27 protein-coding genes are annotated in these 26,611 nt (G+C 37.7%); all 27 read left to right on the plus strand.

The annotated features are described in order from the left end of the window. The first annotated feature begins 13 nt into the window (after nucleotides 1-13). The 27 genes from fapR (at nucleotide 14) to codY (ending at nucleotide 26,446) form a co-directional block, all read left to right on the plus strand. A complete protein-coding gene (gene fapR / locus KFD70_RS14275) occupies nucleotides 14-607 on the plus strand; it encodes a transcription factor FapR (RefSeq protein ID WP_336452021.1) in 594 nt (197 codons plus the stop codon). Next, on the plus strand, nucleotides 604-1,596 hold the full coding sequence (gene plsX, locus KFD70_RS14280) for a phosphate acyltransferase PlsX (RefSeq protein ID WP_336452020.1): 993 nt from the start codon (nucleotides 604-606) through the stop codon (nucleotides 1,594-1,596). Before fapR ends, plsX begins: the two co-directional genes overlap by 4 nt. 14 nt (nucleotides 1,597-1,610) lie before the next feature. Next, the gene (gene fabD, locus KFD70_RS14285; protein ID WP_336452019.1) at nucleotides 1,611-2,561 is read left to right on the plus strand and encodes an ACP S-malonyltransferase; all 951 of its coding nucleotides are present in this window, start codon (nucleotides 1,611-1,613) and stop codon (nucleotides 2,559-2,561) included. After that, nucleotides 2,555-3,295, plus strand: coding sequence for a 3-oxoacyl-[acyl-carrier-protein] reductase (gene fabG, locus KFD70_RS14290; RefSeq protein WP_336452018.1), 741 nt, complete (start codon nucleotides 2,555-2,557; stop codon nucleotides 3,293-3,295). Before fabD ends, fabG begins: the two co-directional genes overlap by 7 nt. Nucleotides 3,296-3,366: 71 nt before the next feature. Further along, nucleotides 3,367-3,600 carry an acyl carrier protein gene (acpP, locus tag KFD70_RS14295; RefSeq protein ID WP_000786063.1) on the plus strand — a complete coding sequence of 78 codons (234 nt, stop codon included), beginning with the start codon at nucleotides 3,367-3,369 and terminating at the stop codon, nucleotides 3,598-3,600. 59 nt (nucleotides 3,601-3,659) lie between these two features. Continuing rightward, nucleotides 3,660-4,397 (plus strand): ribonuclease III, encoded by a 738-nt coding sequence (gene rncS, locus KFD70_RS14300; protein ID WP_336452017.1) that lies wholly within the window; start codon nucleotides 3,660-3,662, stop codon nucleotides 4,395-4,397. A 148-nt stretch (nucleotides 4,398-4,545) separates the two neighbouring features. Continuing rightward, nucleotides 4,546-8,118, plus strand: coding sequence for a chromosome segregation protein SMC (gene smc / locus KFD70_RS14305; protein ID WP_336452016.1), 3,573 nt, complete (start codon nucleotides 4,546-4,548; stop codon nucleotides 8,116-8,118). A 14-nt stretch (nucleotides 8,119-8,132) separates the two neighbouring features. Further along, entirely contained in the window at nucleotides 8,133-9,122 is a 990-nt protein-coding gene (gene ftsY / locus KFD70_RS14310) for a signal recognition particle-docking protein FtsY (RefSeq protein WP_174101814.1), read from the plus strand. 133 nt (nucleotides 9,123-9,255) lie between these two features. Next, entirely contained in the window at nucleotides 9,256-9,588 is a 333-nt protein-coding gene (locus tag KFD70_RS14315; RefSeq protein ID WP_000891062.1) for a putative DNA-binding protein, read from the plus strand. A 12-nt stretch (nucleotides 9,589-9,600) separates the two neighbouring features. Beyond that, a complete protein-coding gene (ffh, locus tag KFD70_RS14320) occupies nucleotides 9,601-10,950 on the plus strand; it encodes a signal recognition particle protein (protein ID WP_336452015.1) in 1,350 nt (449 codons plus the stop codon). 101 nt (nucleotides 10,951-11,051) lie between these two features. Then, nucleotides 11,052-11,324, plus strand: coding sequence for a 30S ribosomal protein S16 (gene rpsP, locus KFD70_RS14325; protein ID WP_000268748.1), 273 nt, complete (start codon nucleotides 11,052-11,054; stop codon nucleotides 11,322-11,324). Between the two features lie 14 nt (nucleotides 11,325-11,338). Then, nucleotides 11,339-11,566, plus strand: a complete 228-nt coding sequence (locus KFD70_RS14330; RefSeq protein ID WP_174101817.1) for a KH domain-containing protein — start codon at nucleotides 11,339-11,341, stop codon at nucleotides 11,564-11,566. A 120-nt stretch (nucleotides 11,567-11,686) separates the two neighbouring features. Next, complete coding sequence (gene rimM / locus KFD70_RS14335) at nucleotides 11,687-12,202, plus strand: ribosome maturation factor RimM (protein WP_336452014.1); 516 nt, start codon at nucleotides 11,687-11,689, stop codon at nucleotides 12,200-12,202. Next, nucleotides 12,202-12,936 (plus strand): tRNA (guanosine(37)-N1)-methyltransferase TrmD, encoded by a 735-nt coding sequence (trmD, locus tag KFD70_RS14340; protein ID WP_336452013.1) that lies wholly within the window; start codon nucleotides 12,202-12,204, stop codon nucleotides 12,934-12,936. Before rimM ends, trmD begins: the two co-directional genes overlap by 1 nt. 147 nt (nucleotides 12,937-13,083) lie before the next feature. Further along, entirely contained in the window at nucleotides 13,084-13,428 is a 345-nt protein-coding gene (gene rplS, locus KFD70_RS14345) for a 50S ribosomal protein L19 (RefSeq protein ID WP_017151244.1), read from the plus strand. Nucleotides 13,429-13,529: 101 nt separating this feature from the next. After that, nucleotides 13,530-14,081: a signal peptidase I gene (gene lepB, locus KFD70_RS14350; protein WP_336452012.1), complete on the plus strand. Its 552-nt coding sequence runs from the start codon at nucleotides 13,530-13,532 to the stop codon at nucleotides 14,079-14,081. 22 nt (nucleotides 14,082-14,103) lie between these two features. Continuing rightward, entirely contained in the window at nucleotides 14,104-14,982 is an 879-nt protein-coding gene (gene ylqF / locus KFD70_RS14355; protein WP_336452011.1) for a ribosome biogenesis GTPase YlqF, read from the plus strand. Nucleotides 14,983-15,037: 55 nt separating this feature from the next. Beyond that, the gene (rnhB, locus tag KFD70_RS14360; RefSeq protein ID WP_336452010.1) at nucleotides 15,038-15,811 is read left to right on the plus strand and encodes a ribonuclease HII; all 774 of its coding nucleotides are present in this window, start codon (nucleotides 15,038-15,040) and stop codon (nucleotides 15,809-15,811) included. Between the two features lie 194 nt (nucleotides 15,812-16,005). Next, entirely contained in the window at nucleotides 16,006-17,166 is a 1,161-nt protein-coding gene (gene sucC, locus KFD70_RS14365; RefSeq protein ID WP_003199470.1) for an ADP-forming succinate--CoA ligase subunit beta, read from the plus strand. A gap of 19 nt (nucleotides 17,167-17,185) precedes the next feature. After that, nucleotides 17,186-18,088, plus strand: a complete 903-nt coding sequence (gene sucD, locus KFD70_RS14370) for a succinate--CoA ligase subunit alpha (RefSeq protein WP_336452009.1) — start codon at nucleotides 17,186-17,188, stop codon at nucleotides 18,086-18,088. 88 nt (nucleotides 18,089-18,176) lie between these two features. After that, nucleotides 18,177-19,046 carry a DNA-processing protein DprA gene (gene dprA / locus KFD70_RS14375; protein WP_336452008.1) on the plus strand — a complete coding sequence of 290 codons (870 nt, stop codon included), beginning with the start codon at nucleotides 18,177-18,179 and terminating at the stop codon, nucleotides 19,044-19,046. Nucleotides 19,047-19,190: 144 nt separating this feature from the next. Next, on the plus strand, nucleotides 19,191-21,269 hold the full coding sequence (gene topA / locus KFD70_RS14380; protein ID WP_336452007.1) for a type I DNA topoisomerase: 2,079 nt from the start codon (nucleotides 19,191-19,193) through the stop codon (nucleotides 21,267-21,269). A gap of 51 nt (nucleotides 21,270-21,320) precedes the next feature. Continuing rightward, nucleotides 21,321-22,625: an FADH(2)-oxidizing methylenetetrahydrofolate--tRNA-(uracil(54)-C(5))-methyltransferase TrmFO gene (gene trmFO, locus KFD70_RS14385; RefSeq protein WP_336452006.1), complete on the plus strand. Its 1,305-nt coding sequence runs from the start codon at nucleotides 21,321-21,323 to the stop codon at nucleotides 22,623-22,625. 65 nt (nucleotides 22,626-22,690) lie between these two features. Further along, entirely contained in the window at nucleotides 22,691-23,590 is a 900-nt protein-coding gene (xerC, locus tag KFD70_RS14390; protein WP_336452005.1) for a tyrosine recombinase XerC, read from the plus strand. A gap of 42 nt (nucleotides 23,591-23,632) precedes the next feature. Then, nucleotides 23,633-24,175, plus strand: a complete 543-nt coding sequence (gene hslV / locus KFD70_RS14395; RefSeq protein WP_003199482.1) for an ATP-dependent protease proteolytic subunit HslV — start codon at nucleotides 23,633-23,635, stop codon at nucleotides 24,173-24,175. Between the two features lie 22 nt (nucleotides 24,176-24,197). Next, on the plus strand, nucleotides 24,198-25,589 hold the full coding sequence (gene hslU, locus KFD70_RS14400; RefSeq protein ID WP_336452004.1) for an ATP-dependent protease ATPase subunit HslU: 1,392 nt from the start codon (nucleotides 24,198-24,200) through the stop codon (nucleotides 25,587-25,589). A 77-nt stretch (nucleotides 25,590-25,666) separates the two neighbouring features. Further along, the gene (gene codY, locus KFD70_RS14405; protein WP_000421288.1) at nucleotides 25,667-26,446 is read left to right on the plus strand and encodes a GTP-sensing pleiotropic transcriptional regulator CodY; all 780 of its coding nucleotides are present in this window, start codon (nucleotides 25,667-25,669) and stop codon (nucleotides 26,444-26,446) included. Nucleotides 26,447-26,611 lie beyond the last annotated feature (165 nt).

A 26,611-nucleotide genomic window follows, 5' to 3' on the forward strand; every position in this document is an offset into this window, starting at 1 on the left:
TGGATGGTGCGGTATGAAAAAAAGAAGAAACAAAAAAGAAAGACAATTAGTATTACAGCAAACAATAGAAGCGAACCCGTTCATAACGGATGAAGAGTTGGCAGAGCAGTTTCAAGTGAGCATACAAACAGTTCGCCTGGATCGTATGGAATTATCTATTCCTGAACTACGAGAGCGGATTAAGCATGTAGCGACGAAGCAGCATGAAGAAGATGTAAAGTCTTTACCGTTAGAAGAGGTTGTTGGTGAAATTATTGATATAGAATTAGATAGACACGCTATTTCTATTTTTGAAGTAAAAATAGAGCATGTATTTAAAAGAAATCAAATTGCACGTGGGCATCATTTATTTGCCCAAGCAAACTCACTAGCTGTTGCGGTTATTGATGAAGAGCTAGCTTTAACTGCAAAGTCTACCATTCGATATATTCGTCCTGTAAAATTAGGAGAACGCGTTATTGCTAAAGCTCGCGTTGAAGATGTGGAGAATGATAAAGGTCGGACGGTTGTCAAAGTGCGTAGCTTTGTTGGCGAAGAACTTGTTTTTTCAGGCACTTTTGAAATGTATCGATCTAGTAATTATAGTGAGGAAGGTAACAATTTATGAAAATCGCAATAGATGCAATGGGCGGCGATCATGCTCCAAAAGCAGTTGTATTAGGAGCAATGAAAGCTATTAAGGAATATTCGGATTTACATATTACCCTAGTAGGGAAAGAAGAGGAAATTCGTCAGCATTTAACAAATGAAGAGCGTATTACTATACTTCATACAGACGAAATGATTGAAGCGACGGACGAGCCAGTAAGAGCTGTTCGCCGTAAAAAACAAGCTTCAATGGTACTTGCAGCACAGCAAGTAAAGGAAGGTGTAGCAGATGCTTGTATATCAGCAGGCAGCACAGGAGCTTTAATGGCTGCTGGATTGTTTGTGGTAGGACGGATGGAAGGGATTGAACGACCTGCTTTATCACCCACAATGCCAACTGTTGATGGAGAAGGCTTTGTTATGCTAGATGTTGGAGCGAATGTCGACGCAAAACCAATTCATTTATATCAATACGCGGTTATGGGTTCTGTTTACGCTGAAAAAGTAAGAGGGATTCAAAATCCACGTGTTGGCCTTTTAAATGTTGGTACAGAAGATGGTAAAGGAAACGATCTTTCAAAACAAGTATTTGCTATGTTAAAAGATGCACCGATTAACTTTGTTGGAAATGTTGAATCAAGAGATTTACTACAAGGTGTAGCAGATGTAGTTGTATGTGATGGTTTTACTGGAAATGTAGCATTAAAATCATTAGAAGGAACAGCACTTGCGTTATTCTCTATGCTAAAAGAACAATTAATGAGTTCATTTACAAGCAAATTAGCAGCAGCAGTATTAAAACCAAAACTTATGGTATTAAAAGATAAAATGGATTATTCGGAGTATGGCGGAGCAGCATTATTTGGATTAAAAGCTCCGGTCATTAAGGCTCATGGTTCTTCTAATGATCAATCGATATTCAGTGCGATTCGTCAAACGAGAGAGATGGTAGCGAAAGAAGTAATTCCTACAATTTCAAGTGTAATGGAGAAAGAGCCGCTTCAATAAGAGGAGGATTTGAAATGGGAAAACTAGCATTTCTTTTTCCGGGCCAAGGTTCACAGGCAGTTGGAATGGGTAGACAGTTAGCAGAGAATCATAAAGAGGTTGCAAAAGTATTTCAAAAAGCAGATGAAGTTTTACAGGAGTCTCTTTCAGAGCTGATTTTTGAAGGGCCACAGGAAAAACTGACACTAACGACAAATGCACAGCCTGCATTGTTGACGACAAGCTTTGCGATTTTAACAGCTTTGAAAGAATATGATATTACACCAGACTATGTGGCAGGACATAGTTTGGGGGAGTATAGTGCGCTTGTAGCAGCTGGAGCATTGACATTCGACGATGCTGTGTATGCTGTGAGAAAACGTGGTGAGTATATGGAAGAAGCTGTTCCGAGTGGAGAAGGGGCAATGGCCGCTATTTTAGGAGCGGATCCAGATGTTCTGAAACAAGTTACAGAAGAAGTAACAAATGAAGGTTATGCTGTGCAAATTGCTAATATGAACAGTACAAAGCAAATTGTCATTTCTGGAACGAAACAAGGAGTAGAACTCGCTTCTCAAAGAGTGAAAGAAAAAGGTGCAAAACGAGCAATTCCGCTCCGTGTGAGTGGTCCGTTCCATTCTTCCTTAATGAAACCAGCAGCTAAAAAATTTCAAGGTGTTTTAAATGAAATTACAATCCAAAATGCAAATGTTCCAGTTGTTGCAAACGTTACGGCAGATTGTATTACGCATAGCGCAGAGATTAAAGAAAAGCTAATTGAACAACTCTATTCACCTGTTTTATGGTACCCATCGATTGAACGTATGGTAGAACAAGGGGTAGACACATTTATTGAAATTGGACCCGGAAAAGTGCTAGCTGGTCTTATGAAATCAATCGCTCCATCTGTGAAAGTATATGCGATATATGATGAAGAGACATTGAAAGATACCATTTCAAATTTGAGAGGAGAAAGCGGATGTTAAAAGGGAAAGTAGCATTAGTAACAGGCGCATCACGCGGGATTGGTCGTGCAATTGCAATTGATTTAGCGAAGCAAGGTGCGACGGTTGTAGTGAACTACGCTGGTAATGAGCGAAAAGCAAATGAAGTAGTCGATGAAATAAAAAAACTTGGCTCAGAAGCAATCGCAGTAAGAGCTGATGTTGCTAATAGTGAAGATGTTGCAAATATGGTAAAACAAACTGTAGACACATTTGGACAAGTGGATATTCTTGTGAATAATGCAGGAGTAACGAGAGATAATTTATTAATGCGTATGAAAGAAGAAGAATGGGATACAGTTATTAATACAAATCTAAAAGGTGTATTCTTATGTACGAAAGCCGTATCTCGCTACATGATGCGTCAACGTCATGGACGTATTATTAATATTGCTTCTGTTGTTGGTGTTACAGGAAATCCTGGTCAAGCGAATTACGTTGCTGCAAAAGCAGGTGTAATTGGATTGACAAAAACGTCTGCTAAAGAATTAGCTAGTAGAAATATAACTGTAAATGCCATCGCTCCTGGATTTATTGCTACCGATATGACGGACGTACTGGCAGAAAACTTAAAAGAAGAAATGTTGAAATTGATCCCTGCTGCTAAGTTTGGAGAAGCGCAAGATATTGCGAATGCTGTAACATTTTTTGCTGCTGATCACAGCAAATATATTACAGGACAAACTCTGCATGTTGATGGCGGTATGGTAATGTAATAAAAGAAACGATTTCACCTAGTTTTTTTGTGAAATATTTAATATAATATTTGAGGGGAGGTGAATGAATTATGGCAGATGTTTTAGAGCGTGTAACGAAAATCATCGTGGATCGTTTAGGAGTAGAAGAAACAGAAGTAGTACCAGCTGCAAGCTTTAAAGAAGATTTAGGAGCAGACTCCCTAGATGTAGTTGAACTTGTAATGCAATTAGAAGATGAGTTTGAAATGGAAATTTCTGATGAAGAAGCAGAAAAAATTGCTACTGTTGGCGATGCTGTGACTTACATAGAGAGTCATCTATAATGTTTGAGTGAAGTCCCGTTTTATAGCGGGGCTTTCTCAGCTTATATCTGGAGGGACCTATGCCGTACCGAAAATATAGAGAAAAAAAATATGAAACAAAATATCGTGAAGCTTTTAAAACGTTTCAACAAAAAATAGGTATTACGTTTACAGACGAAAAATTATTGATTCAAGCATTTACGCATTCATCGTATGTGAATGAGCATCGAAAAAAGCCACATGAAGACAATGAACGTCTTGAATTTCTTGGAGACGCTGTATTAGAACTAACTGTATCGCAGTATTTGTTTCAAAAATATCCGACAATGAGCGAAGGAGAACTAACAAAGTTGCGTGCGGCTGTTGTGTGTGAGCCATCTCTTGTCCGCTTTGCGAATGAATTGTCATTTGGGAATCTAGTTCTATTAGGAAAAGGTGAAGAAATGACAGGTGGGCGTGAACGACCGGCTTTATTAGCGGATGTCTTTGAAGCGTTTATTGGTGCCCTTTATCTTGATCAAGGATTGGATACAGTGTGGGGATTCTTAAAAGAAATCGTATATCCAAAAATTAATGAAGGTGCTTTTTCTCATGTGATGGATTACAAGAGTCAATTACAAGAATTAATTCAGCGTGATGGTAGCGGTAATATTGAGTATCAAATTTTGCAAGAAAAAGGACCTGCTCATAATCGAGAATTTGTGTCACGTGTTACACTAAATAGCGTGGCTCTTGGTCTTGGTAGCGGTAAGTCAAAAAAAGAGGCAGAACAACAAGCTGCTGCAGAGGCGTTGAAAAAGTTAAAAGAACAATCATAAGGAATCCCCCTTTACATGAGGGGGATTCCTTGTGCATAGAATGAAACTTTATTTTTATTTGGATATAAAAAGATAAATATGAATCCGTGCAGTAGCTTGTTTTTACAGATATAGACTATAACAACGGAGAATAGGGGGAAGGCCTTTCGTGTTTTTAAAGAGATTAGAAATAGCAGGATTTAAATCCTTCGCAGAGCGTGTATCTGTTGATTTTGTTCCGGGTGTAACATCTGTAGTTGGTCCGAACGGAAGTGGAAAGAGTAATATTACCGATGCAATCCGCTGGGTACTTGGTGAACAATCGGCAAAATCATTACGCGGTGCAAAGATGGAGGATATTATTTTTGCAGGAAGCGATACGCGAAAAGCAGTTAATGTTGCAGAGGTAACATTAACTTTAAATAATGAAGATCAGCGTTTGCCGATTGAATATAATGAAGTATGTGTAACACGCCGTGTTTCTCGTTCAGGAGATAGTGACTTTTTTATTAATAAACAGTCCTGTCGATTAAAAGATATTGTTGATTTATTTATGGACTCTGGTATGGGACGAGAAGCCTTCTCGATTATTAGTCAAGGGAAAGTAGAAGAAATTTTAAGTAGTAAATCTGAAGAACGTCGTGGTGTATTTGAAGAAGCGGCGGGTGTATTAAAATATAAACTTCGCAAAAAGAAAGCTGAAGGTAAATTAGCAGAAACTCAAGAAAACTTAAATCGTGTGCAAGATATTATTCATGAACTAAGTAGTCAAGTAGAGCCGCTCGAAAAACAGGCCTCTATTGCGAAAGACTATCTTGAGAAAAAAGAAGAACTGGAAAAAGTAGAAGCCGCTCTCATTGTATATGAAATTGAAGAATTACATGAAAAATGGGAAGCACTTAGAAAACAGTTTGGACACAATAAAGATGAAGAAGTAAAAATGTCAACGCATTTACAAAAAAGTGAAGCAGAGCTCGAGGAATTACGTGGACAATTGCAAGCAATTGATGAATCTGTAGATTCCTTGCAAGAAGTCCTCCTTCTTTCTAGTAAAGAGTTAGAAAAGTTAGAGGGACAGCGTGAATTGTTAAAGGAAAGAAAACAAAATGCAACAACGCATTGTGCCCAGCTTGAACAGTTAATTATTGAGTTAACAGAAAAAACTAAGGTTTATGATGGAGAAATCGAAACAAGTACGGAAGAACTCATGAATTTCGCAAACCATGTAAAAGAGTTAGAGCAGAAGCTGCACGAAAATGAGAAACTTCTTTCTACATATGCAGAAAACCTGGAAGAGAAAATTGAGCATTTAAAAGGGGATTACATTGAACTTTTAAATCAACAAGCAAGTCATCGTAACGAACTATCTATGCTTGAGGAACAATTTAAACAACAAAACTCTAAAAATCAACGCCTTGATGAAGAAAATGAAAAATATGTACAAATGCGTATGCAAATTACAGCTAAAAAGGCAAAACTTGTAGAGGGTTACGAGCAAGTAAAAGAGAAAGTTACAAGCGTTATCACAAATATACAAAAAACAGAAGCGGCGCTTGGAAAATGTAAGGCGCAATATAGTGAAAATGAAACAAAATTGTATCAAGCGTATCAATTTGTTCAACAAGCGCGTTCTAGAAAAGAAATGTTAGAAGAGATGCAAGAGGATTATTCTGGATTTTATCAAGGTGTACGTGAAGTATTGAAGGCCCGTGAAGGTAAGTTACATGGCATTGAAGGTGCGGTAGCTGAGCTGCTTACTGTACCGAAAGAATATGAAATTGCAATGGAGATTGCACTTGGTGCAGCGATGCAACACGTTGTTGTACAAACAGAAGAGCATGCTCGCATGGCAATTGCCTTTTTGAAGCAAAATCGCCATGGACGTGCAACGTTTTTACCGCAGGCTGTTATTAAGGGAAGGTCATTAACCTTTGAACAACTAAGAATGGTAAAGCAACATCCATCGTTTGTAGGCGTCGCAGCAGAATTGGTACATTATAATAATAAATATGAAAACATAGTTTCGAATTTATTAGGAACGGTTGTTGTTGCAAAAGATTTAAGAGGTGCAAATGAGTTAGCGAAGCAGTTGCAATATCGTTACCGTATTGTAACGGTGGAAGGCGATGTTGTGAATCCTGGTGGTTCTATGACTGGTGGGGCTGTAAAACAAGCGAAATCTTCTTTATTAGGACGTCAGCGAGAATTAGAAGAGTGGAGTAAGAAGCTTGCTGAAATGGAAGACAAAACTTCTAAGTTAGAAAACTTCGTTAAAGCGCTAAAACAAGAAATTCAAGAAAAAGAAGCTAAAATAAAAGAGTTACGTTACGATGTAGAACAAGAGCGCGTAGATGAGCAAAAATTAAAAGAAGAAATTAATCAGCTAGAGTTAGAAGAGCATCGTATTAATGATCGTTTGTCTATCTATGATTTAGAAATAGAAGGCTTTTTACAAGATCAAGTTAGGATGCAAGGGCGTAAAGAAGAGTTAGAAGGAATTTTAGCGAGTCTTCAAAAAGATATCACAGAGCTGGATGGAAAAATTGCTGCCTTAACAAAGCAGAAAAGCGAGCAACATTCTTCGAAAGAAAAAATTCAAACGGAGATGACGGAGCTGAAAGTACAAGCTGCAGAAAAGCAGCAACGTTTGTCCAACCAAAAAGAAAAAGTGGATCGCTTAACGAAAGAACAAGAAGAAGCGCAGCGAACGCTTGTAAAAACAAAAGAGGATTTAGCGTTCTTAAAGCAAGAAATGACATCCAATTCGAGTGGTGAAGAGCAAATTACCAATATGATTGAAAAGAAAGCGCACGATCGAAATCAAACATCAGAATTAATTAGTTCTCGTCGTGAGCAACGTCTAACTCTGCAGGAACGGGTAGAATATATAGAACGTGAAGTAAAAGAAACAAAAGGGCGACATAAATATGTTCTTGAGATTCTAAAAGATCAAGAGGTGAAAATCAATCGTCTTGATGTTGAATTGGAAAATAGGTTGCAACATTTACGTGAAACGTATACGATTTCATTTGAAGCAGCAAAACTGAAATATACAATGATGATGCCTGCAGAGGATGCGCGTAAAAAGGTAAAATTAATTAAATTATCCATTGAAGAGCTTGGAACAGTGAACTTAGGCGCAATCGATGAATATGAACGTGTAGCTGAAAGGCATACATTCTTACTAGAGCAAAGGGATGACTTGGAAGAAGCGAAGGCAACGTTACATCAAGTTATTACAGAAATGGATGAAGAGATGAAAAAACGCTTTTCTACCACATTCCAAGCGATTCGAACAGAGTTCCAATCTGTATTCTGTGAATTATTTGGAGGCGGAAGAGCAGATTTAGTAATGACGAATCCGCAAGATTTATTAAATACGGGCATTGATATTGTAGCGCAGCCACCAGGTAAGAAATTGCAAAACTTAGGTTTATTGTCAGGTGGAGAACGTGCTTTAACTGCAATTGCATTGCTATTTGGTATTTTAAAAGTACGGCCTGTTCCGTTCTGCGTACTAGATGAAGTGGAGGCTGCTCTTGATGAAGCGAATGTAGCTCGTTTCGCGCAGTATTTGAAGAAATTTAGTGATGAAACGCAGTTTATTGTTATTACACACCGAAAAGGTACAATGGAAGAGTCCAATGTACTGTACGGGGTAACAATGCAAGAATCAGGTGTTTCTAAGCTTGTGTCCGTTCGGTTAGGTGACGGAGAAGAAGAGCTTGTTACAAGCGAATAGGAAGGATGAGAAGAATGAGTTTCTTTAAAAAGTTGAAAGAAAAAATTTCAAAACAAACAGATACTGTAACAGAAAAATTTAAACAAGGGTTAGAAAAAACGAGAAATTCATTTGCGGATAAAGTAAATGATTTAGTATATCGCTATCGTAAAGTTGATGAGGATTTCTTTGAAGAATTGGAAGAAATTTTAATTGGTGCAGATGTTGGTGTTGCAACAGTAATGGAGCTTATCGATCAGCTGAAAGAAGAAGTGCAGCGTCGTAACATTCAAGATCCAAAGGAAGTACAAGCTGTTATCTCAGAGAAATTAGTAGGAATTTACAAAGGTGATGAAGAGTTTAGTAATGAAATTAACATGCAGCAAGATCAATTAACGGTTATTTTATTTGTTGGTGTTAATGGTGTTGGAAAAACGACAACAATTGGTAAAATGGCTCATAAGTTTAAATCAGAAGGTAAGTCTGTTTTATTAGCAGCAGGGGATACGTTCCGTGCAGGAGCGATCGAACAGCTAGAAGTATGGGGAGATCGCGTTGGTGTGGAAGTAATTAAGCAAGGGTCTGGTTCCGATCCAGCAGCTGTTATGTATGATGCTGTTCAAGCAGCAAAAGCACGTAAAGTAGATGTCTTGCTATGTGATACGGCAGGGCGCTTACAAAATAAAGTAAACTTAATGAAAGAACTAGAAAAGGTAAAACGTGTTATTGAACGCGAAGTTCCCGGTGCTCCTCATGAAGTTTTGCTTGTTATTGATGCAACGACAGGACAAAATGGTTTAAGTCAAGCAAAAACATTCCGCGAAGCAACGAATGTTTCAGGTATTGTTTTAACGAAATTAGATGGAACTGCTAAAGGTGGTATTGTATTAGCAATTCGTAATGAGATGGACGTACCAGTGAAGTTTGTTGGACTTGGAGAGCAAATGGACGACTTGCAGCAATTTGATCCAGAACAATATGTGTATGGTTTATTTGCGAACTTAGTAGAAAAAGAAGAAGTATAAAGTGAAAGAAGCGGTATTCCCGCTTCTTTTTTATAAAAAATATAAGATGTTAAGAAAAAAACTTGACACTCTTTTATACTCCATGTAAACTAATCCATGTAAAGGGAAATCACTTAACAAAGGATGATCCAACATGCTCGAAAAAACAACGAGAATGAATTATTTATTTGATTTTTATCAATCGTTGTTAACGCAAAAACAAAGAAGTTATATGTCGCTTTATTATTTAGATGATTTATCTCTTGGTGAAATTGCGGAAGAATTTGATGTAAGTCGCCAAGCCGTGTATGATAACATTAAACGGACTGAAGCGATGCTTGAAGAATATGAAGAAAAATTAGTATTACTTCAAAAGTTTCAAGAGCGACAGCGACTTGTTGCAAAGCTTAAACAGCTAATCAGCGAAGAAGAGCATGTGAATGAAGAAATGAAACAAGTTGTTGAAGCTATCGAAAAATTAGATTAGGAGGGCGGCAATATGGCATTTGAAGGATTAGCCGACCGACTTCAACAGACGATGCAAAAAATCCGCGGCAAAGGAAAAGTTTCTGAAGCCGATGTGAAAGAAATGATGAGAGAAGTTCGTCTTGCTCTTTTAGAAGCGGATGTTAACTTTAAAGTAGTAAAAGATTTTGTAAAGCGTGTGTCTGAGCGTGCTGTCGGACAAGATGTAATGAAAAGTTTGACACCTGGACAACAAGTAATTAAAGTTGTACAGGAAGAACTGACAGAACTTATGGGCGGAGAGCAAAGTAAAATCGCTGTCGCTAATAAGCCACCAACTGTTATTATGATGGTTGGACTTCAAGGGGCAGGTAAAACAACGACAACAGGTAAGCTAGCGAATTTGCTTCGTAAAAAGCATAATCGTAAACCGATGCTTGTTGCGGCAGATATTTACCGTCCTGCAGCAATTAAACAGCTTGAAACATTAGGGAAGCAATTGGACATGCCTGTTTTCTCATTAGGAGATCAAGTAAGTCCTGTTGAAATTGCGAAACAAGCGATTGCAAAAGCAAAAGAAGATCATCATGATTATGTTTTAATCGATACGGCAGGTCGTCTGCATATTGATGAAGACCTAATGGATGAATTAGCGAAAGTGAAAGAAGTTGCGAAACCGGATGAAATCTTCCTAGTTGTCGATGCGATGACAGGACAAGATGCGGTCAATGTTGCACAAAGCTTCCATGAACAGTTAGGTTTAACAGGTGTTGTTTTAACGAAATTAGATGGTGATACGCGCGGTGGTGCAGCATTATCTATTAAAGCAGTAACAAACACACCAATTAAATTTGCTGGTATGGGTGAGAAGTTAGATGCAATTGAAGCGTTCCATCCTGAACGCATGGCATCTCGTATTTTAGGGATGGGTGACGTTCTAACATTAATTGAAAAAGCGCAAGCTACAGTTGATGAAGAAAAAGCAAAAGAACTTGAGCAAAAAATGCGTACGCTTTCGTTTACACTTGATGATTTCCTTGAGCAACTTGGACAAGTGCGTCAACTTGGACCGCTTGATGAATTGCTAGGAATGCTTCCTGGTGCAAATAAAATTAAAGGGCTGAAAAATGCACAAGTTGATGAAAAACAAATTGGGCATATTGAGGCAATTATTCGTTCTATGACAATCTTAGAGCGAGAACAACCGGAAATAATCAATGCTAGTCGTAAAAAACGTATTGCCAAAGGTAGCGGTACAACCGTACAAGAAATCAATCGTCTACTGAAACAGTTTGAAGATATGAAGAAAATGATGAAGACGATGACAGGCATGCAAAAAGGTAAGAAAAAAGGACTAGGTGGATTGAAGTTTCCATTTATGTAAGGAAAAAAAGATGGCTCTGTTAAGAAAAAATACTTTACAAAGCAATAGTCTTTTTGCTAATATAATTATCTGTGTGAAATAAATTCGGAGGTGCTTTATAAATGGCAGTTAAAATTCGTTTAAAACGTATGGGAGCTAAAAAAACTCCTTTCTATCGTGTAGTTGTTGCAGATTCTCGTTCTCCTCGTGACGGACGCTTCATCGAGGAAATCGGTACTTACAACCCAGTTGCTCAACCAGCTGAAGTGAAAATCGACGAAGAAGCAGCATTAAAATGGTTAGGAAACGGTGCGAAACCATCTGATACAGTTCGTAATCTTTTCTCTAACCAAGGTATCATGGAGAAATTCCACTTATCTAAACAAGGTAAGTAATTGAGGCAATGGCTATGAAAGGGTTAATCGAAACGATCGTCAAGCCTCTTGTAGATCATCCTGAAGATGTAAAGGTTACACAGGAACTTTGCAGCGGAGAGATAAAGTATCGATTAACCGTACATCCTGAGGATGTTGGGAAAGTCATTGGAAAGCAAGGGCGAGTTGCAAAGGCGATTCGAATGCTCTTGTATTCAGTGGGACATCATAATCATGAAAAAGTTACACTGGAAATTCAATAAATGTGAAAAGGGCGAGGATTTATTCCTCTCCCTTTTTTAACATTTTAAGAGAAGTTGCATGTTCCATATATGGAATGGAGATGCTTAAAATATATAGAAAACAGGGGTGACATGCTGTTTATGACAAAATGGTTTAACGTAGGGAAAATTGTAAATACTCATGGTGTTAGAGGAGAGATCCGTGTCATTTCTCGTACTGATTTTCCGGAAGAGCGATATAAGGTAGGGAATACGTTATACATATGGGGAGATAGAGGAACAGAACCACTCCCAGTAAAAATCACTTCTCATCGTCAACATAAAACATTTGATTTATTGACATTCGAAGGCTATAACAATGTAGATGAAGTGGAGAAGTTTAAAGGTTCTTTATTAAAGGTACCGGAAGAGCAATTGGGCGAGCTTGCTGAAGGTGAGTATTATTATCATGAAATTATTGGTTGTAAAGTTGTAACAGAGGATGGAGAACCGCTAGGTGCAATTAAAGAGATTCTATCTCCTGGTGCAAACGATGTATGGGTAATTAAGCGTCCGAAAGGGCAAGATCTTTTAATTCCATACATTGATGATGTTGTACTGCAAGTTAACATCGAAAATAAACTAGTAACCATTCATGTAATGGAAGGATTGCTATAATGAAAATTGATATTTTAACATTATTCCCAGAGATGTTCACTGGTGTGTTTGGATCTTCGATTTTAAAAAAAGCACAAGAAAAAGAGGCAGTGGAGCTTAGGGTTGTAAATTTTCGTGATTATACAACAAGCAAGCATAACAGTGTAGATGATTACCCGTACGGCGGTGGGGCGGGTATGGTTTTAACTCCGCAACCCATTTTTGATGCTGTAGAAGAATTAACGAAGGACACAGAGTGTAAACCAAGAGTTGTGTTAATGTGCCCGCAAGGAGAACGCTTTACACAGAAAAAGGCAGAAGAGTTTGCTAGCGAAGAACATGTTATTTTTGTGTGTGGTCATTATGAAGGGTATGATGAGCGAATTCGTGAACATCTTGTAACGGATGAAATTTCTATTGGTGACTATGTGTTAACTGGTGGGGAATTAGCATCCATGGTTGTTACAGATAGTGTTGTACGCCTTTTGCCGGGAGTACTAGGGAATCAGAATTCACAGATTGAGGATTCTTTTAGTACTGGTTTATTGGAGCATCCACATTACACGCGTCCTGCTGATTTTCGTGGTATGAAGGTACCAGATGTACTTATGTCAGGAAATCATAAGTATATTGAAGAATGGCGCCATAAGGAATCATTACGCCGTACATATACGCGTAGACCGGATTTACTTGAAGAACGTGAGTTATCGAAGCAAGAAAAAAAATGGCTTGAGCAGATTAAAGAAGAACGATAACAACTTCATATATTTTCTATTGCAACAGGCCTAGCAATATGCTATTATAACATTTGTGCTACTGAAAGCAGTAGCCGTATTAACGATGTTCCGCTGTAATTTATTAATGACTTTATAAGAGCATCTGTTTAAAGGAGAGAATTGAATATGCAACAATTAATCGCAGAAATTACAAAAGGCCAATTAAAAACTGACCTACCTTCATTCCGTCCTGGTGACACTTTACGTGTACACGTAAAAGTAGTTGAGGGTACTCGTGAGAGAATTCAGCTTTTTGAAGGTGTTGTAATTAAACGTCGTGGTGGCGGAATTAGTGAAACGTTCACAGTTCGTAAGATTTCTTACGGTGTAGGTGTTGAGCGTACATTCCCAATTCACACACCAAGAATCGCGAAAATCGAAGTACTTCGCCGTGGTAAAGTACGTCGTGCTAAGTTATACTACTTACGTAACCTTCGCGGTAAAGCAGCACGTATTAAAGAAATTCGATAAGACATGTATGGGAGCTTGTAAATGCACAAGCTCCCTTTTTCCAATCTATATGAAATTTTGATATAATACGGGCAGCTTACATAATTGTGGAGGGGAAATACATGAAGAAAGAGAAGAGTTCGCTTTGGGAATGGATAAAAGCAATTTTGATTGCTGTTGTGTTAGCTGGTGTCATTAGACAGTTTTTCTTTGCACCAATTCTTGTAGATGGTGTATCAATGTCACCGACGTTACATGATCGTGATCGAATGATCGTCAATAAGATTGGCTATCACATTGGAGAACCGAAACATTTTGACATAATCGTATTCCGAGCAACAGAAGAAAAAGATTATATTAAACGTGTTATCGGCTTACCAGGCGATGAAGTTGAATATCGTAATGATAAACTGTATATTAACGGAAAACCTTATGAGGAACCGTATTTAGACAAGCAGAAAAAACAACTTGCTGATGGACCACTTACATATGATTTCAAACTTGAAGAAATTACAGGTAAGAAAACAGTTCCAAAAGGTCAATTGTTTGTACTAGGTGACAATCGTCGTTTTAGTAAAGATAGTCGTACAATTGGAACGATTTCGATGGACCAAGTAATTGGAAAAGCGAATATGTTATATTGGCCATTAAAAGATGCACGTATTGTGAAATAAATGAAAAAAAGAAGGTGGCAACATGGCAATTCAATGGTTTCCAGGGCATATGGCAAAAGCGAGGCGTCAAGTAACAGAAAAGTTAAAGTTAATCGATGCTGTAATTGAACTTGTAGACGCTCGTTTACCTTTATCTTCCCGAAATCCGATGATTGATGAAATTATTACACATAAACCAAGATTAGTCGTTTTAAATAAGGCTGATATGGCAGATGATCGTTTAACGAAGCAATGGATCGCTTATTTTGAAGAGAAGGGTCATAAAGCGATTTCGATTAATGCACAAGCTGGACAAGGTATGAAAGAAATTACAGCGGCATGTAAAGTACTTGTAAAAGAAAAATTTGATAAAATGATTGCAAAAGGGATTAAACCGAGAGCGATTCGCGCATTAATCGTTGGGATTCCAAACGTCGGGAAATCTACGTTAATCAATAAATTAGCAAAGAAAAACATCGCGAAAACAGGTGATCGACCAGGTGTTACAACAGCTCAGCAATGGATTAAAGTAGGTAAGGAAATGGAGTTGTTAGACACGCCGGGGATTTTATGGCCGAAATTTGAAGATGAATTAGTAGGACTTCGTCTTGCGACGACTGGTGCAATTAAAGATTCTATTTTAAATTTACAGGATGTAGCGGTCTATGCGCTTCGTTTTATGGAAAAACACTATCCAGAACGCTTACAAGAGCGTTATAAATTAGATTTAATTCCAGAAGACATCGTAGAATTATTTGATGCGATTGGAAAGAACAGAGGCTGCTTAATGGGTGGTGGTCTTGTTGATTATGACAAAACATCAGAACTTGTTCTTCGAGAACTTCGTGGTGGTAAACTCGGGAAAATGACATTTGAAACACCAGATGAATTTGTAGAAGAAGTAGAGGTAGAAGAAGTATAAGACGTGCGTTTGTGCGTCTTTTCTTTTTGGCCGTATTTAAAAGGAGTGTACACTGATGCAAAAAATTACGATACAAGAAGTGGAAGGTTTGCTAAAAGAAATTATGAATGAAGAAGATGAACGGTTTCAAATGTTGACGAAAGACGAACGGAAAGGTGTCCAAAAGTTAATTTTGAAGTGGTATAAACAAAAAGAGTTAGAACAAAAGGAAAAAGAAAAGTTTTTTGAAATGTCAAAGTATGAAAAAACGCTACGTGAAAAAGGACTTACATACATTGCTGGTATCGATGAAGTGGGAAGGGGACCTCTAGCAGGACCTGTTGTAACGGCAGCTGTGGTCCTTCCGGAAGATTTTTATATTCCAGGATTAAATGACTCGAAAAAATTAAGTGAAGCAAAACGTGAGCGTTTTTATGATGAAATTAAAGAGAAAGCTATTGCAATTGGTGTTGGAATTGTGTCACCACAAGTTATTGATGAAATAAATATTTATCAAGCAACGAAACAAGCAATGTTAGATGCAATTGCAAATTTATCATGTACACCAGAACATTTATTAATTGATGCAATGAAACTTCCTACCCAAATTCCACAAACGTCTATTATTAAAGGAGATGCAAAAAGTATTTCTATCTCAGCCGCATCTATTATTGCAAAGGTTACACGTGATCACATGATGAAGGAACTAGGTAAGAAACATCCTGAATATGGTTTTGAACAGCATATGGGTTATGGAACAAAACAACATTTGCAAGCGATTGAAACGTATGGTGTGTTAGAGGAACACCGAAAAACATTTGCGCCAATTAAAGATATGATTCAAAAGTAAGCTGTGAATCCACAGCTTATTTTTTTATTTTCGCATATTAACATTACTATTTTCAAAAAAGAATAAAGCGATTTCAGTTTTCTGACACTTTATTGTAGACAGCGTGGCAATCATTTTATACAATGGCAATGTAGTGTTTTTTAAACATTAAAAAACTTTTTGAGTAAAACAGGAAAACAGGGGAGGATGGGACCATGAATATCCATGAGTACCAAGGTAAGGCAGTCCTTAGAAGCTATGGGGTTAGCGTTCCGAACGGGAAGGTTGCCTTTACAGTTGAAGAAGCTGTAGAAGCAGCGAAAGAATTAGGAACAGATGTATGTGTAGTAAAAGCGCAAATTCACGCTGGTGGACGCGGCAAAGCTGGCGGTGTAAAAGTTGCGAAAAATTTAGATGAAGTTCGTACATATGCGGAAAGTATTTTAGGTACTACGCTTGTTACGCATCAAACAGGTCCTGAAGGTAAGGAAGTAAAACGCTTACTTATTGAAGAAGGTTGCGATATTAAAAAAGAATATTATGTAGGTCTAGTTTTAGACCGTGCGACTTCTCAAGTTGTTTTAATGGCTTCTGAAGAAGGCGGAACAGAAATTGAAGAAGTAGCAGAAAAAACACCAGAAAAAATCTTTAAAGAATATATTGATCCTGCAGTAGGTCTGCAAGGCTTCCAAGCACGCCGTATTGCATTTAACATCAATATTCCAAAAGAGCTTGTAGGACAAGCTGTGAAGTTTATGATGGGATTATATCGTGCTTATATCGAAAAAGATTGCTCTATTGCAGAAATCAATCCACTTGTTACAACAGGTGATGGAAAAGTTATGGCATTAGATGCAAAGTTAAACTTTGATTCTAATGCATTATATCGTCATAAAGACATTCTAGAACTTCGTGATCTTGAAGAAGAAGATCCGAAAGAAATTGAAGCTTCTAAATACGACTTAAACTATATTCCTTTAGATGGAAATATTGGTTGTATGGTAAATGGTGCAGGATTAGCAATGGCAACAATGGATATCATTAAACATTACCATGGCGATCCAGCTAACTTCTTAGATGTTGGTGGCGGTGCTACAGCTGAAAAAGTTACAGAAGCTTTCAAAATTATTCTTTCTGACAAAAATGTAAAAGGTATTTTCGTTAACATTTTTGGTGGCATTATGAAATGTGATGTAATTGCAGAAGGTGTTATTGAAGCGACAAAACAAGTAGGCCTTGAATTACCACTTGTTGTTCGTCTGGAAGGTACAAATGTTGAGTTAGGTAAGAAGATTTTAAATGAATCTGGTTTAAATATCGTTGCAGCAGAATCTATGGCAGACGGTGCGCAAAAAATTGTTTCACTAGTGGGCTAATAGAAAGCGGGGGAGAAAAATGAGCGTATTAGTTAATAAAGATACAAAAGTTATTGTACAAGGTATTACTGGTTCACAAGGTTTATTCCATACAAAACAAATGATTGAATATGGTACGAAAATTGTCGGTGGTGTAACACCTGGTAAAGGCGGCACTGAAATTGAAGGTGTACCTGTCTTTAATACAGTAGAAGATGCTGTGAAAGCAACGGGCGCAAATGCTTCAGTTGTGTACGTTCCACCCGCTTTTGCGGCTGATGCAATTATGGAAGCTGTTGATGCAGAGATTGACTTAGTAGTATGTATTACAGAAGGCATTCCTGTATTAGACATGGTTCAAGTTAAGAAATATATGGTAGGTAAACAGACACGTTTACTTGGACCAAACTGCCCAGGTGTCATTACACCAGATGAATGTAAGATTGGTATTATGCCAGGATATATTCATAAAAAAGGCCATGTAGGTATTGTATCTCGATCTGGTACATTGACATATGAAGCTGTACATCAATTAACACAAGAAGGCATTGGTCAATCTACTGCTGTAGGTATCGGTGGTGACCCTGTCAATGGTACAGACTTTATTGACGCGTTAAAAGCGTTTAATGAAGATGCAGAAACACATGCTGTTATTATGATTGGTGAAATCGGCGGAACAGCAGAAGAAGAAGCTGCTGAGTGGGTAAAAGCAAATATGACAAAACCTGTTGTTGGATTTATCGGTGGTCAAACAGCGCCTGCAGGAAAACGTATGGGCCATGCTGGTGCCATTATTTCTGGCGGCAAAGGTACAGCTGCTGAAAAAATTAAAACAATGGAAGCTTGTGGTATCAAAGTCGCTGAAACACCAGCTGTTATGGGCGAAACTTTAATCTCTGTTTTAAAAGAAAAGGGATTATTTGAAACTTGTAAAAACTACTAATCTTTTTGAAAGACACCTTCGTGCTAGAAGGTGTCTTTTTACACTTTTTTTGTTTACATAATAAAAATTATGGGTAAGGAGAATGGTGATGAAAAAGGAACGATTGCTTCATCTTCATTATGTATTAGCAGATCATTGGAAAGCATTAACTAACTTACTGCGTATAGATCCAGAGATAAAGAAACTGTACAGTTTTAGCTCCGTGGAATTTGAAAAATATGCTGGATTAACTCCGAAAAAATCTTCTGAATTAGTTCGCTTCTTACAAACATCTATCCCCGCACAATGTACACGTCATTTAGAAGAAAATCATATTTTTTACGTCACAATATGGGATGAGGATTATCCGGAATTATTACGTGAAATACCAGATCCGCCTTTCGTTTTATATGGAAAAGGAAAGAGAGAATTATTAGGGAAAATAAATAAAATTGGAGTAGTTGGAACAAGAAAACCTTCTTTATACGGGAAAGAGAGCATACAATCTCTTTTAAAACCGCTAATAGATAAAGAATGGTTAATTGTAAGTGGTTTTGCAAGTGGAATTGATACGATTGCTCACCAAATCGCAGTGCAGCAACATAGTTCTACTATCGCTGTCTTAGGCCATGGATTGCAGTATATGTACCCGAAAGATAATTGGTATTTTTATAAAATATGGAAGAATGCTGTACTGTTATTAACAGAATATCCGCCACATTATCCACCTAAAAAATGGTATTTCCCAAAAAGAAATCGAATTATAAGCGGTCTTTGTAAAGGAGTTCTAGTAGTGGAAGCGAAATCAAAAAGTGGCTCGCTTATTACAGCAGATCTCGCTTTAGAACAAAATAGGGAGGTATTCGCTCTTCCAGGTCCTATTTTTACGGAAAGTGCAGCAGGAACAAACCAACTCATAAAGCAAGGAGCAAAACTTATTCAGAAAGCAGAGGATATTCTTGAAGAATTTTTAAATTAACCGTATATTTTTATGTTTTTATTAAACAATTATTGACAAATGGTAGATTGGCACTGTATGTTATACTCATTCTTGATTGACAAAAACAAGAGAAATCAATAAGATTAATGAAGACTTGAATCCACCTCTTAAGGAGGCACTAGCATGTCAGATTACCTCGTAATCGTGGAGTCGCCTTCTAAGGCGAAAACCATTGAGAAATATTTAGGGAAAAAATACAAAGTCGTCGCGTCTATGGGACATGTTCGCGATTTACCTAAAAGTCAAATGGGGATAGAAGTGAAAAATAACTTCACCCCGAAGTATATTACCATCCGTGGTAAAGGTCCTGTTTTAAAAGATTTAAAATCAGCAGCAAAAAAAGCAAAAAAAGTCTATCTCGCGGCCGATCCAGACCGCGAAGGAGAAGCGATTGCTTGGCATTTAGCCAATACGCTAAATGTGGATATTGAATCAGATTGCCGGGTTGTTTTTAATGAAATTACAAAAGATGCGATTAAAGAGTCATTTAAGCATCCTCGTGCAATTAATATGGATTTAGTCGATGCACAGCAAGCAAGACGGATACTTGATCGTCTTGTTGGTTATAATATTAGTCCTTTATTATGGAAGAAAGTCAAAAAAGGATTAAGTGCAGGACGTGTACAATCTGTAGCGGTTCGTTTAATTATTGATCGTGAAAAAGAAATTCAAAGTTTTATTCCGGAAGAGTTTTGGACAATTAAAACAGAATTTGTAAAAGGAAAAGACACATTTGAAGCATCTTTTTACGGTGTAAACGGAGAAAAGGTTCAATTAACAAACGAAGAGCAAGTAAAAGACATAATTGAAACAATGAAAGACAATGCGTTTTCAGTTGAAAATGTAACAAAAAAAGAGCGGAAACGTAATCCTGCATTACCATTTACAACGTCTTCCTTACAGCAAGAAGCTGCACGTAAATTAAATATGCGAGCAAAGAAAACAATGATGCTTGCGCAGCAGTTATACGAAGGGATAGATATTGGTAAACAGGGAACTGTAGGTCTTATTACGTATATGAGAACAGACTCAACGCGTATTTCAGAAACAGCTCAAGAAGAAGCGCGCTCTTACATTACTGAAGCGTTTGGCTCGGAATACATAGGAACAGAGAAGAAGAAGGAAGCAAAAAAAGCGAATGCACAGGATGCGCATGAAGCAATTCGCCCAACTTCTGTGATGAGAAAGCCAGAGGAACTGAAGAGTTTCTTAAGTCGTGACCAACATCGTTTGTACAAATTGATTTGGGAGCGATTTGTTGCAAGTCAAATGGCATCTGCTATAATGGATACTGTTACAGCTAGACTCATTAATAATAATGTTCAATTCCGTGCAAGTGGATCAGTAGTGAAATTCCCAGGCTTTATGAAAGTATATGTGGAGTCGAAAGATGATGGTGCGGAAGAAAAGGATAAAATGCTACCGCCTTTAGAAATAGGGGAAACTGTATTTTCAAAAGATGTGGAGCCAAAGCAGCACTTTACGCAGCCGCCACCACGTTATACAGAGGCTCGTTTAGTTCGAACGCTTGAAGAACTTGGAATCGGAAGACCGTCTACTTACGTACCGACACTTGAAACGATTCAAAAGCGAGGATATGTTGCATTAGACAATAAACGATTTGTTCCGACTGAACTTGGAGAAATTGTAATTGAACTTATTTTAGAGTTTTTCCCAGAAATTATTAACATTGAATTTACGGCCAATATGGAGCAAAACCTTGATGAAGTAGAAGAAGGGAAAGCAAATTGGGTAAAAATCGTTGATGATTTCTACGTAGGCTTTGAACCCCGTTTAGAAAAAGCGGAAAAGGAGATGCGTGAAGTCGAAATTAAAGATGAACCGGCTGGGGAAGATTGTGAATTATGCGGTCATCCGATGGTCTTTAAAATGGGCAAATACGGGAAGTTTATGGCTTGTTCTAATTTTCCAGATTGTCGTAATACAAAACCGATTGTGAAAGAAATTGGTGTAACTTGCCCCAAATGTGATAAAGGCCAAATTATTGAACGTCGAAGCAATAAAAAGAAACGTCTTTTCTATGGATGTGGTACGTATCCAGAATGCGACTTTGTATCTTGGGATAAACCGATTGGCCGGAAATGCCCGAAATGTGAAGGTATGCTCGTAGAGAAGAAGCTGAAAAAAGGCGTTCAAGTACAATGTATTTCTTGTGATTATGAAGAAGAACAACAAATGTGAGCGTAACTGCTCACATTTTTTTCGGGATAGAAAAGGAAAGGTGATGAATACATGACAACACAAGTAGTAAACGTCATTGGCGCAGGTCTTGCAGGAAGTGAAGCCGCTTATCAAATTGCAAAACGTGGTGTCCAAGTAAAATTATATGAAATGAGACCAGTAAGACAAACACCAGCTCATCATACAGATAAATTTGCCGAGTTAGTATGTAGTAACTCACTTCGTGCAAATACATTAACAAATGCTGTTGGTGTCATTAAAGAAGAAATGCGCAAAATGGATTCTGTTATTATTCGTGCGGCAGATGAGTGTTCTGTTCCGGCAGGAGGAGCACTTGCGGTAGATCGTCATGAATTCGCAGCAAAAGTAACGGAGTATGTGAAAAATCATCCAAACGTAACTGTGATGAACGAAGAAATGACAGAAATTCCAGAAGGGCCAACTGTTATCGCAACAGGTCCACTTACATCTCCAGATCTTTCTGCACAACTAAAAGAGTTAACGGGTGAAGATTATTTTTATTTCTATGATGCAGCTGCACCAATTGTAGAAAAAGAAAGCATCGATATGAATAAAGTGTATTTAAAATCCCGTTATGATAAGGGGGAAGCCGCTTATTTAAATTGCCCAATGACAGAGGAAGAGTTCGACCGTTTTTATGATGCTTTAATTGCTGCGGAGACAGTGCCATTAAAAGAATTTGAGAAGGAAGTATTCTTTGAAGGGTGTATGCCTGTAGAAGTAATGGCAAGCCGTGGTAGACAGACGTTGTTATTTGGACCGATGAAACCAGTGGGGCTAGAAGATCCGAAAACAGGTAAAACACCATACGCTGTTGTTCAATTACGTCAAGATGATGCAGCAGGAACATTATACAATATTGTTGGGTTCCAAACACATTTAAAGTGGGGACCTCAAAAAGAGGTATTACAATTAATTCCTGGACTCGAAAATGCAGAAATTGTACGCTATGGTGTTATGCATCGTAATACGTTTATTAATTCACCAAAGTTACTTCGTCCAACATACCAATATAAACATCGTGATGATTTATTCTTTGCTGGACAAATGACAGGTGTAGAAGGATATGTAGAATCGGCTGCTTCAGGGCTATTAGCAGGTATTAATGCAGCGCGTCTTGTAAAGGGAGAAGAGCCTGTTGTATTACCTCCTGTAACTGCAATGGGAAGTATGGCGAATTATATTACTGCAACAAACGCGAAAAACTTCCAACCGATGAATGCAAACTTTGGTTTATTTGCACCGTTAGAAAAGAAAATTAAAAAGAAACAAGAGCGAAACGAAGCATACGCAACACGCGCTTTAGAAACAATTCAAAATTTTGTAAATATTTAGTTAAATTTCTTGCAAAGGCTACTGAGTTGTGATACGATTTAGTAGCCTTTATTGAGGTGAGTTATATGAATGTGAAGAAATTGTTACAATTATTCGTTGGATATTTACAAATTGAAAGAAATTATTCAAAATATACAATTGCAAGTTATCAAAATGATTTAGAACATTTTGTGCAATTTATGGAGCGAGAAGGCATATCCTCTTTTTTAGATGTTACATATGTAGATGTTCGTTTGTATTTAACGACGTTACACGATGAAAAGCTAGCCCGTAAATCTGTCGCGAGAAAAGTATCAAGTTTACGAAGTTTATATCGTTTTCTGATGCGTGAAGGATATCGAGAAGATAATCCATTTGCACTTGCGTCACTCCCCAAAAAAGAATGGTCAATCCCAAAGTTTTTGTACGTTGAAGAATTAGAGAAATTGTTTGAAGTTTCTGGAACGGAAACACCACTTGGTCAAAGAAATCAAGCCTTGTTAGAGCTTATCTATGCGACGGGGATTCGTGTGAGCGAATGTGTAAGTCTACAACTTGCTGATATTGATTTTTCGGTAGGAACAATTCTAGTGATGGGAAAAGGCAAAAAACAAAGGTACGTTCCGTTTGGAAGTTATGCACAAGATGCTTTAATTACTTATATAGAAAACGGGAGAAAACAGTTAGCTAAAAAAACAGAGGAACACTCTCAAATGGTGTTTTTAAATGCAAAGGGTACGCCGTTAACAGATCGAGGTGTGCGTTATATTTTAAATGAGCTCATTAAGAAAGCGTCTCTTACAATGAAAATAAGTCCACATATGTTAAGGCATACATTTGCTACACATATGTTAGATGAAGGGGCAGATTTACGAACTGTGCAGGAGCTATTAGGTCATGAAAATTTATCAACGACACAAATTTATACGCATGTTTCAAAAGAAAGATTACGTTCTGTTTACATGAAGCACCACCCACGGGCATAAATTGCTTTTAAAGCTATAAAAACATGTAAAGGAGTTTTTTCTATGGGAAATTTCCACGCTACAACGATATTTGCCATTCACCATAATGGAGAGTGTGCTATGGCTGGCGACGGACAAGTGACATTTGGTAATGCCGTTGTGATGAAGCATACAGCACGCAAAGTTCGAAAGCTATTTCAAGGGAAGGTGTTAGCTGGATTTGCAGGTTCCGTTGCAGATGCGTTTACTCTTTTTGAAATGTTTGAGGGGAAATTAGAAGAGTATAATGGAAACCTACAACGTGCTGCAGTTGAAATGGCGAAACAATGGCGTGGTGATAAAATGCTGCGTCAATTGGAAGCGATGTTAATCGTTATGGATCAAACAACGTTACTTCTTGTTTCAGGAACAGGAGAAGTAATAGAACCGGATGATGGCATTTTAGCAATCGGTTCAGGTGGACATTATGCGCTTGCAGCGGGTCGAGCTTTAAAACAACATGCAAGTGAACATTTAACAGCAAAAGCAATTGCCAAAGCCAGTTTAGAAATTGCTGGTGACATTTGTGTGTATACAAATCACAACATTATTGTGGAAGAATTGTAGAATCGTAAGGGAGGCATTTTATATGCATTTACATTTTACTCCGCGTCAAATTGTAGAAAAATTGGATCAATATATTATTGGGCAAAAAGATGCAAAAAAAGCAGTTGCAGTAGCGCTTAGAAATCGATATCGTCGCAGTAAATTAGCAGAAAACTTACGCGATGAAATTGCTCCAAAGAACATTTTAATGATTGGACCGACAGGGGTCGGAAAGACAGAGGTAGCACGACGAATGGCGAAGCTCGTTGGAGCACCTTTTATCAAGGTTGAAGCGACGAAATTCACAGAAGTTGGATATGTCGGCCGAGATGTAGAATCTATGGTACGTGACCTTGTGGAAACTTCAGTTCGCATCGTAAAAGAAGAACTGGTTGTGAAAGTTAAAGATAAGGCTGAAGAACAAGCGAATCAACGACTTGTTGAAATTTTGGTGCCAAGTCCGCAAAAACAATCTGGATTCAAAAATCCGTTAGAAATGTTATTTGGCGGAAATCAAAATGTGAATCAGACATCTGAAACACAAGATAACGCTGAAATTGAAAATAAGCGCCGAGAAGTTGAAAAGAAACTTGCTTCCGGTTTACTTGAAGAGGAAATTGTATCGATTGAAGTGACGGAACAACAGTCCTCTATGTTTGATATGTTACAAGGAACTGGCATGGAACAAATGGGGATGAATTTCCAAGATGCATTAGGAAGTTTTATGCCGAAAAAAACCAAAAAACGCAAACTTTCTGTAAAAGAAGCAAGAAAAGTCTTGACAAATGAGGAAGCACAGCGCTTAATTGATATGGATGAAGTTACACAAGAGGCTGTTTATCGTGCTGAACAGCTCGGAATTATTTTTATTGATGAAATTGACAAAATTGCTGGTAAGCAGTCGAATAGCGTGGATGTATCGCGTGAAGGTGTGCAACGTGATATATTACCAATTGTCGAAGGATCGAACGTTGCAACGAAATATGGATCGGTGAAAACAGATTATATTTTATTTATTGCGGCTGGTGCCTTCCATATGTCCAAACCGTCTGATTTGATTCCAGAACTGCAAGGAAGATTTCCAATCCGAGTGGAATTAACAAAATTATCGGTAGATGATTTTGTTAAAATTCTTGTAGAACCTGATAATGCTTTAGTGAAACAATATATAGCACTATTAGCAACTGAAGGTATAGAAATTGAATTTTCTGACGATGCTATTCGTAAGATTGCTGAGATTGCTTATCAAGTTAATCAAGATACGGATAATATTGGAGCGAGAAGACTTCATACCATTATGGAGAAGCTTCTTGAAGATTTATCGTTTGAAGCATCTGAAATTACGTTAGAAAAAATAACGATAACCCCTCAATATGTAGAGGAAAAATTAGCAACGATTGCTAAAAATAAAGATGTGAGCCAGTTTATTTTGTAATAGTGTCATCAGGTGACTCGCCCTAGTTTCCAAGTGATGAAAAAATATGTGAGTAACATGTAGGAGGAAGTTTAGAAATGGAATTATTAGCAAAAACGAGAAAATTAAATGCGTTATTACAGAGCGCAGCAGGAAAGCCTGTAAACTTTAGAGAAATGTCAGACACAATGTGTGAAGTAATTGAAGCGAACGTATTCGTAGTAAGTCGTCGCGGTAAATTATTAGGATATGCAATTCACCAACAAATCGAAAACGAGCGTATGAAACAAATGCTTGCAGAGCGTCAATTCCCAGAGGAGTATACGCAAAGCTTATTTAACATTACAGAAACATCTTCAAACTTAGATGTAAATAGTGCATATACAGCATTCCCTGTAGAAAACAAAGAATTATTCGGTCAAGGTTTAACTACAATTGTACCAATCGTTGGTGGTGGTGAGCGTTTAGGCACATTAGTGTTAGCTCGTCTTGGTCAAGAATTCTTAGATGATGATTTAATTCTTGCTGAGTACAGCTCGACTGTAGTAGGTATGGAAATCTTACGCGAAAAAGCGGAAGAAATCGAAGAGGAAGCACGTAGTAAAGCTGTTGTTCAAATGGCAATTAGCTCATTATCATATAGTGAGTTAGAGGCAATCGAGCACATCTTCGAAGAATTAAACGGAACAGAAGGTTTACTTGTTGCAAGTAAAATCGCTGATCGCGTAGGAATTACTCGTTCTGTAATCGTAAACGCACTTCGTAAATTAGAAAGTGCGGGTGTTATCGAGTCTCGTTCTTTAGGTATGAAGGGAACATACATTAAAGTATTAAATGACAAGTTTTTACATGAGCTTGCTAAATTAAAAACAAACTAATGTTTAAGGAAAGCTCTCCTCATTTGAGGAGGGCTTTTTATTATTTTTTAGAAATTTGTTGTAGTTTTATGGTGGCAGATTTTGGTTCTTTGATGTGAAAGGTTGCTTGAAGTGGAGGGAAAGTGGTAATACTGGGACTGAAAAAGATTAGTAAACTAATAACGA

Source organism: Bacillus pfraonensis (genome assembly GCF_050768835.1).
GTDB lineage: Bacteria > Bacillota > Bacilli > Bacillales > Bacillaceae_G > Bacillus_A > Bacillus_A pfraonensis.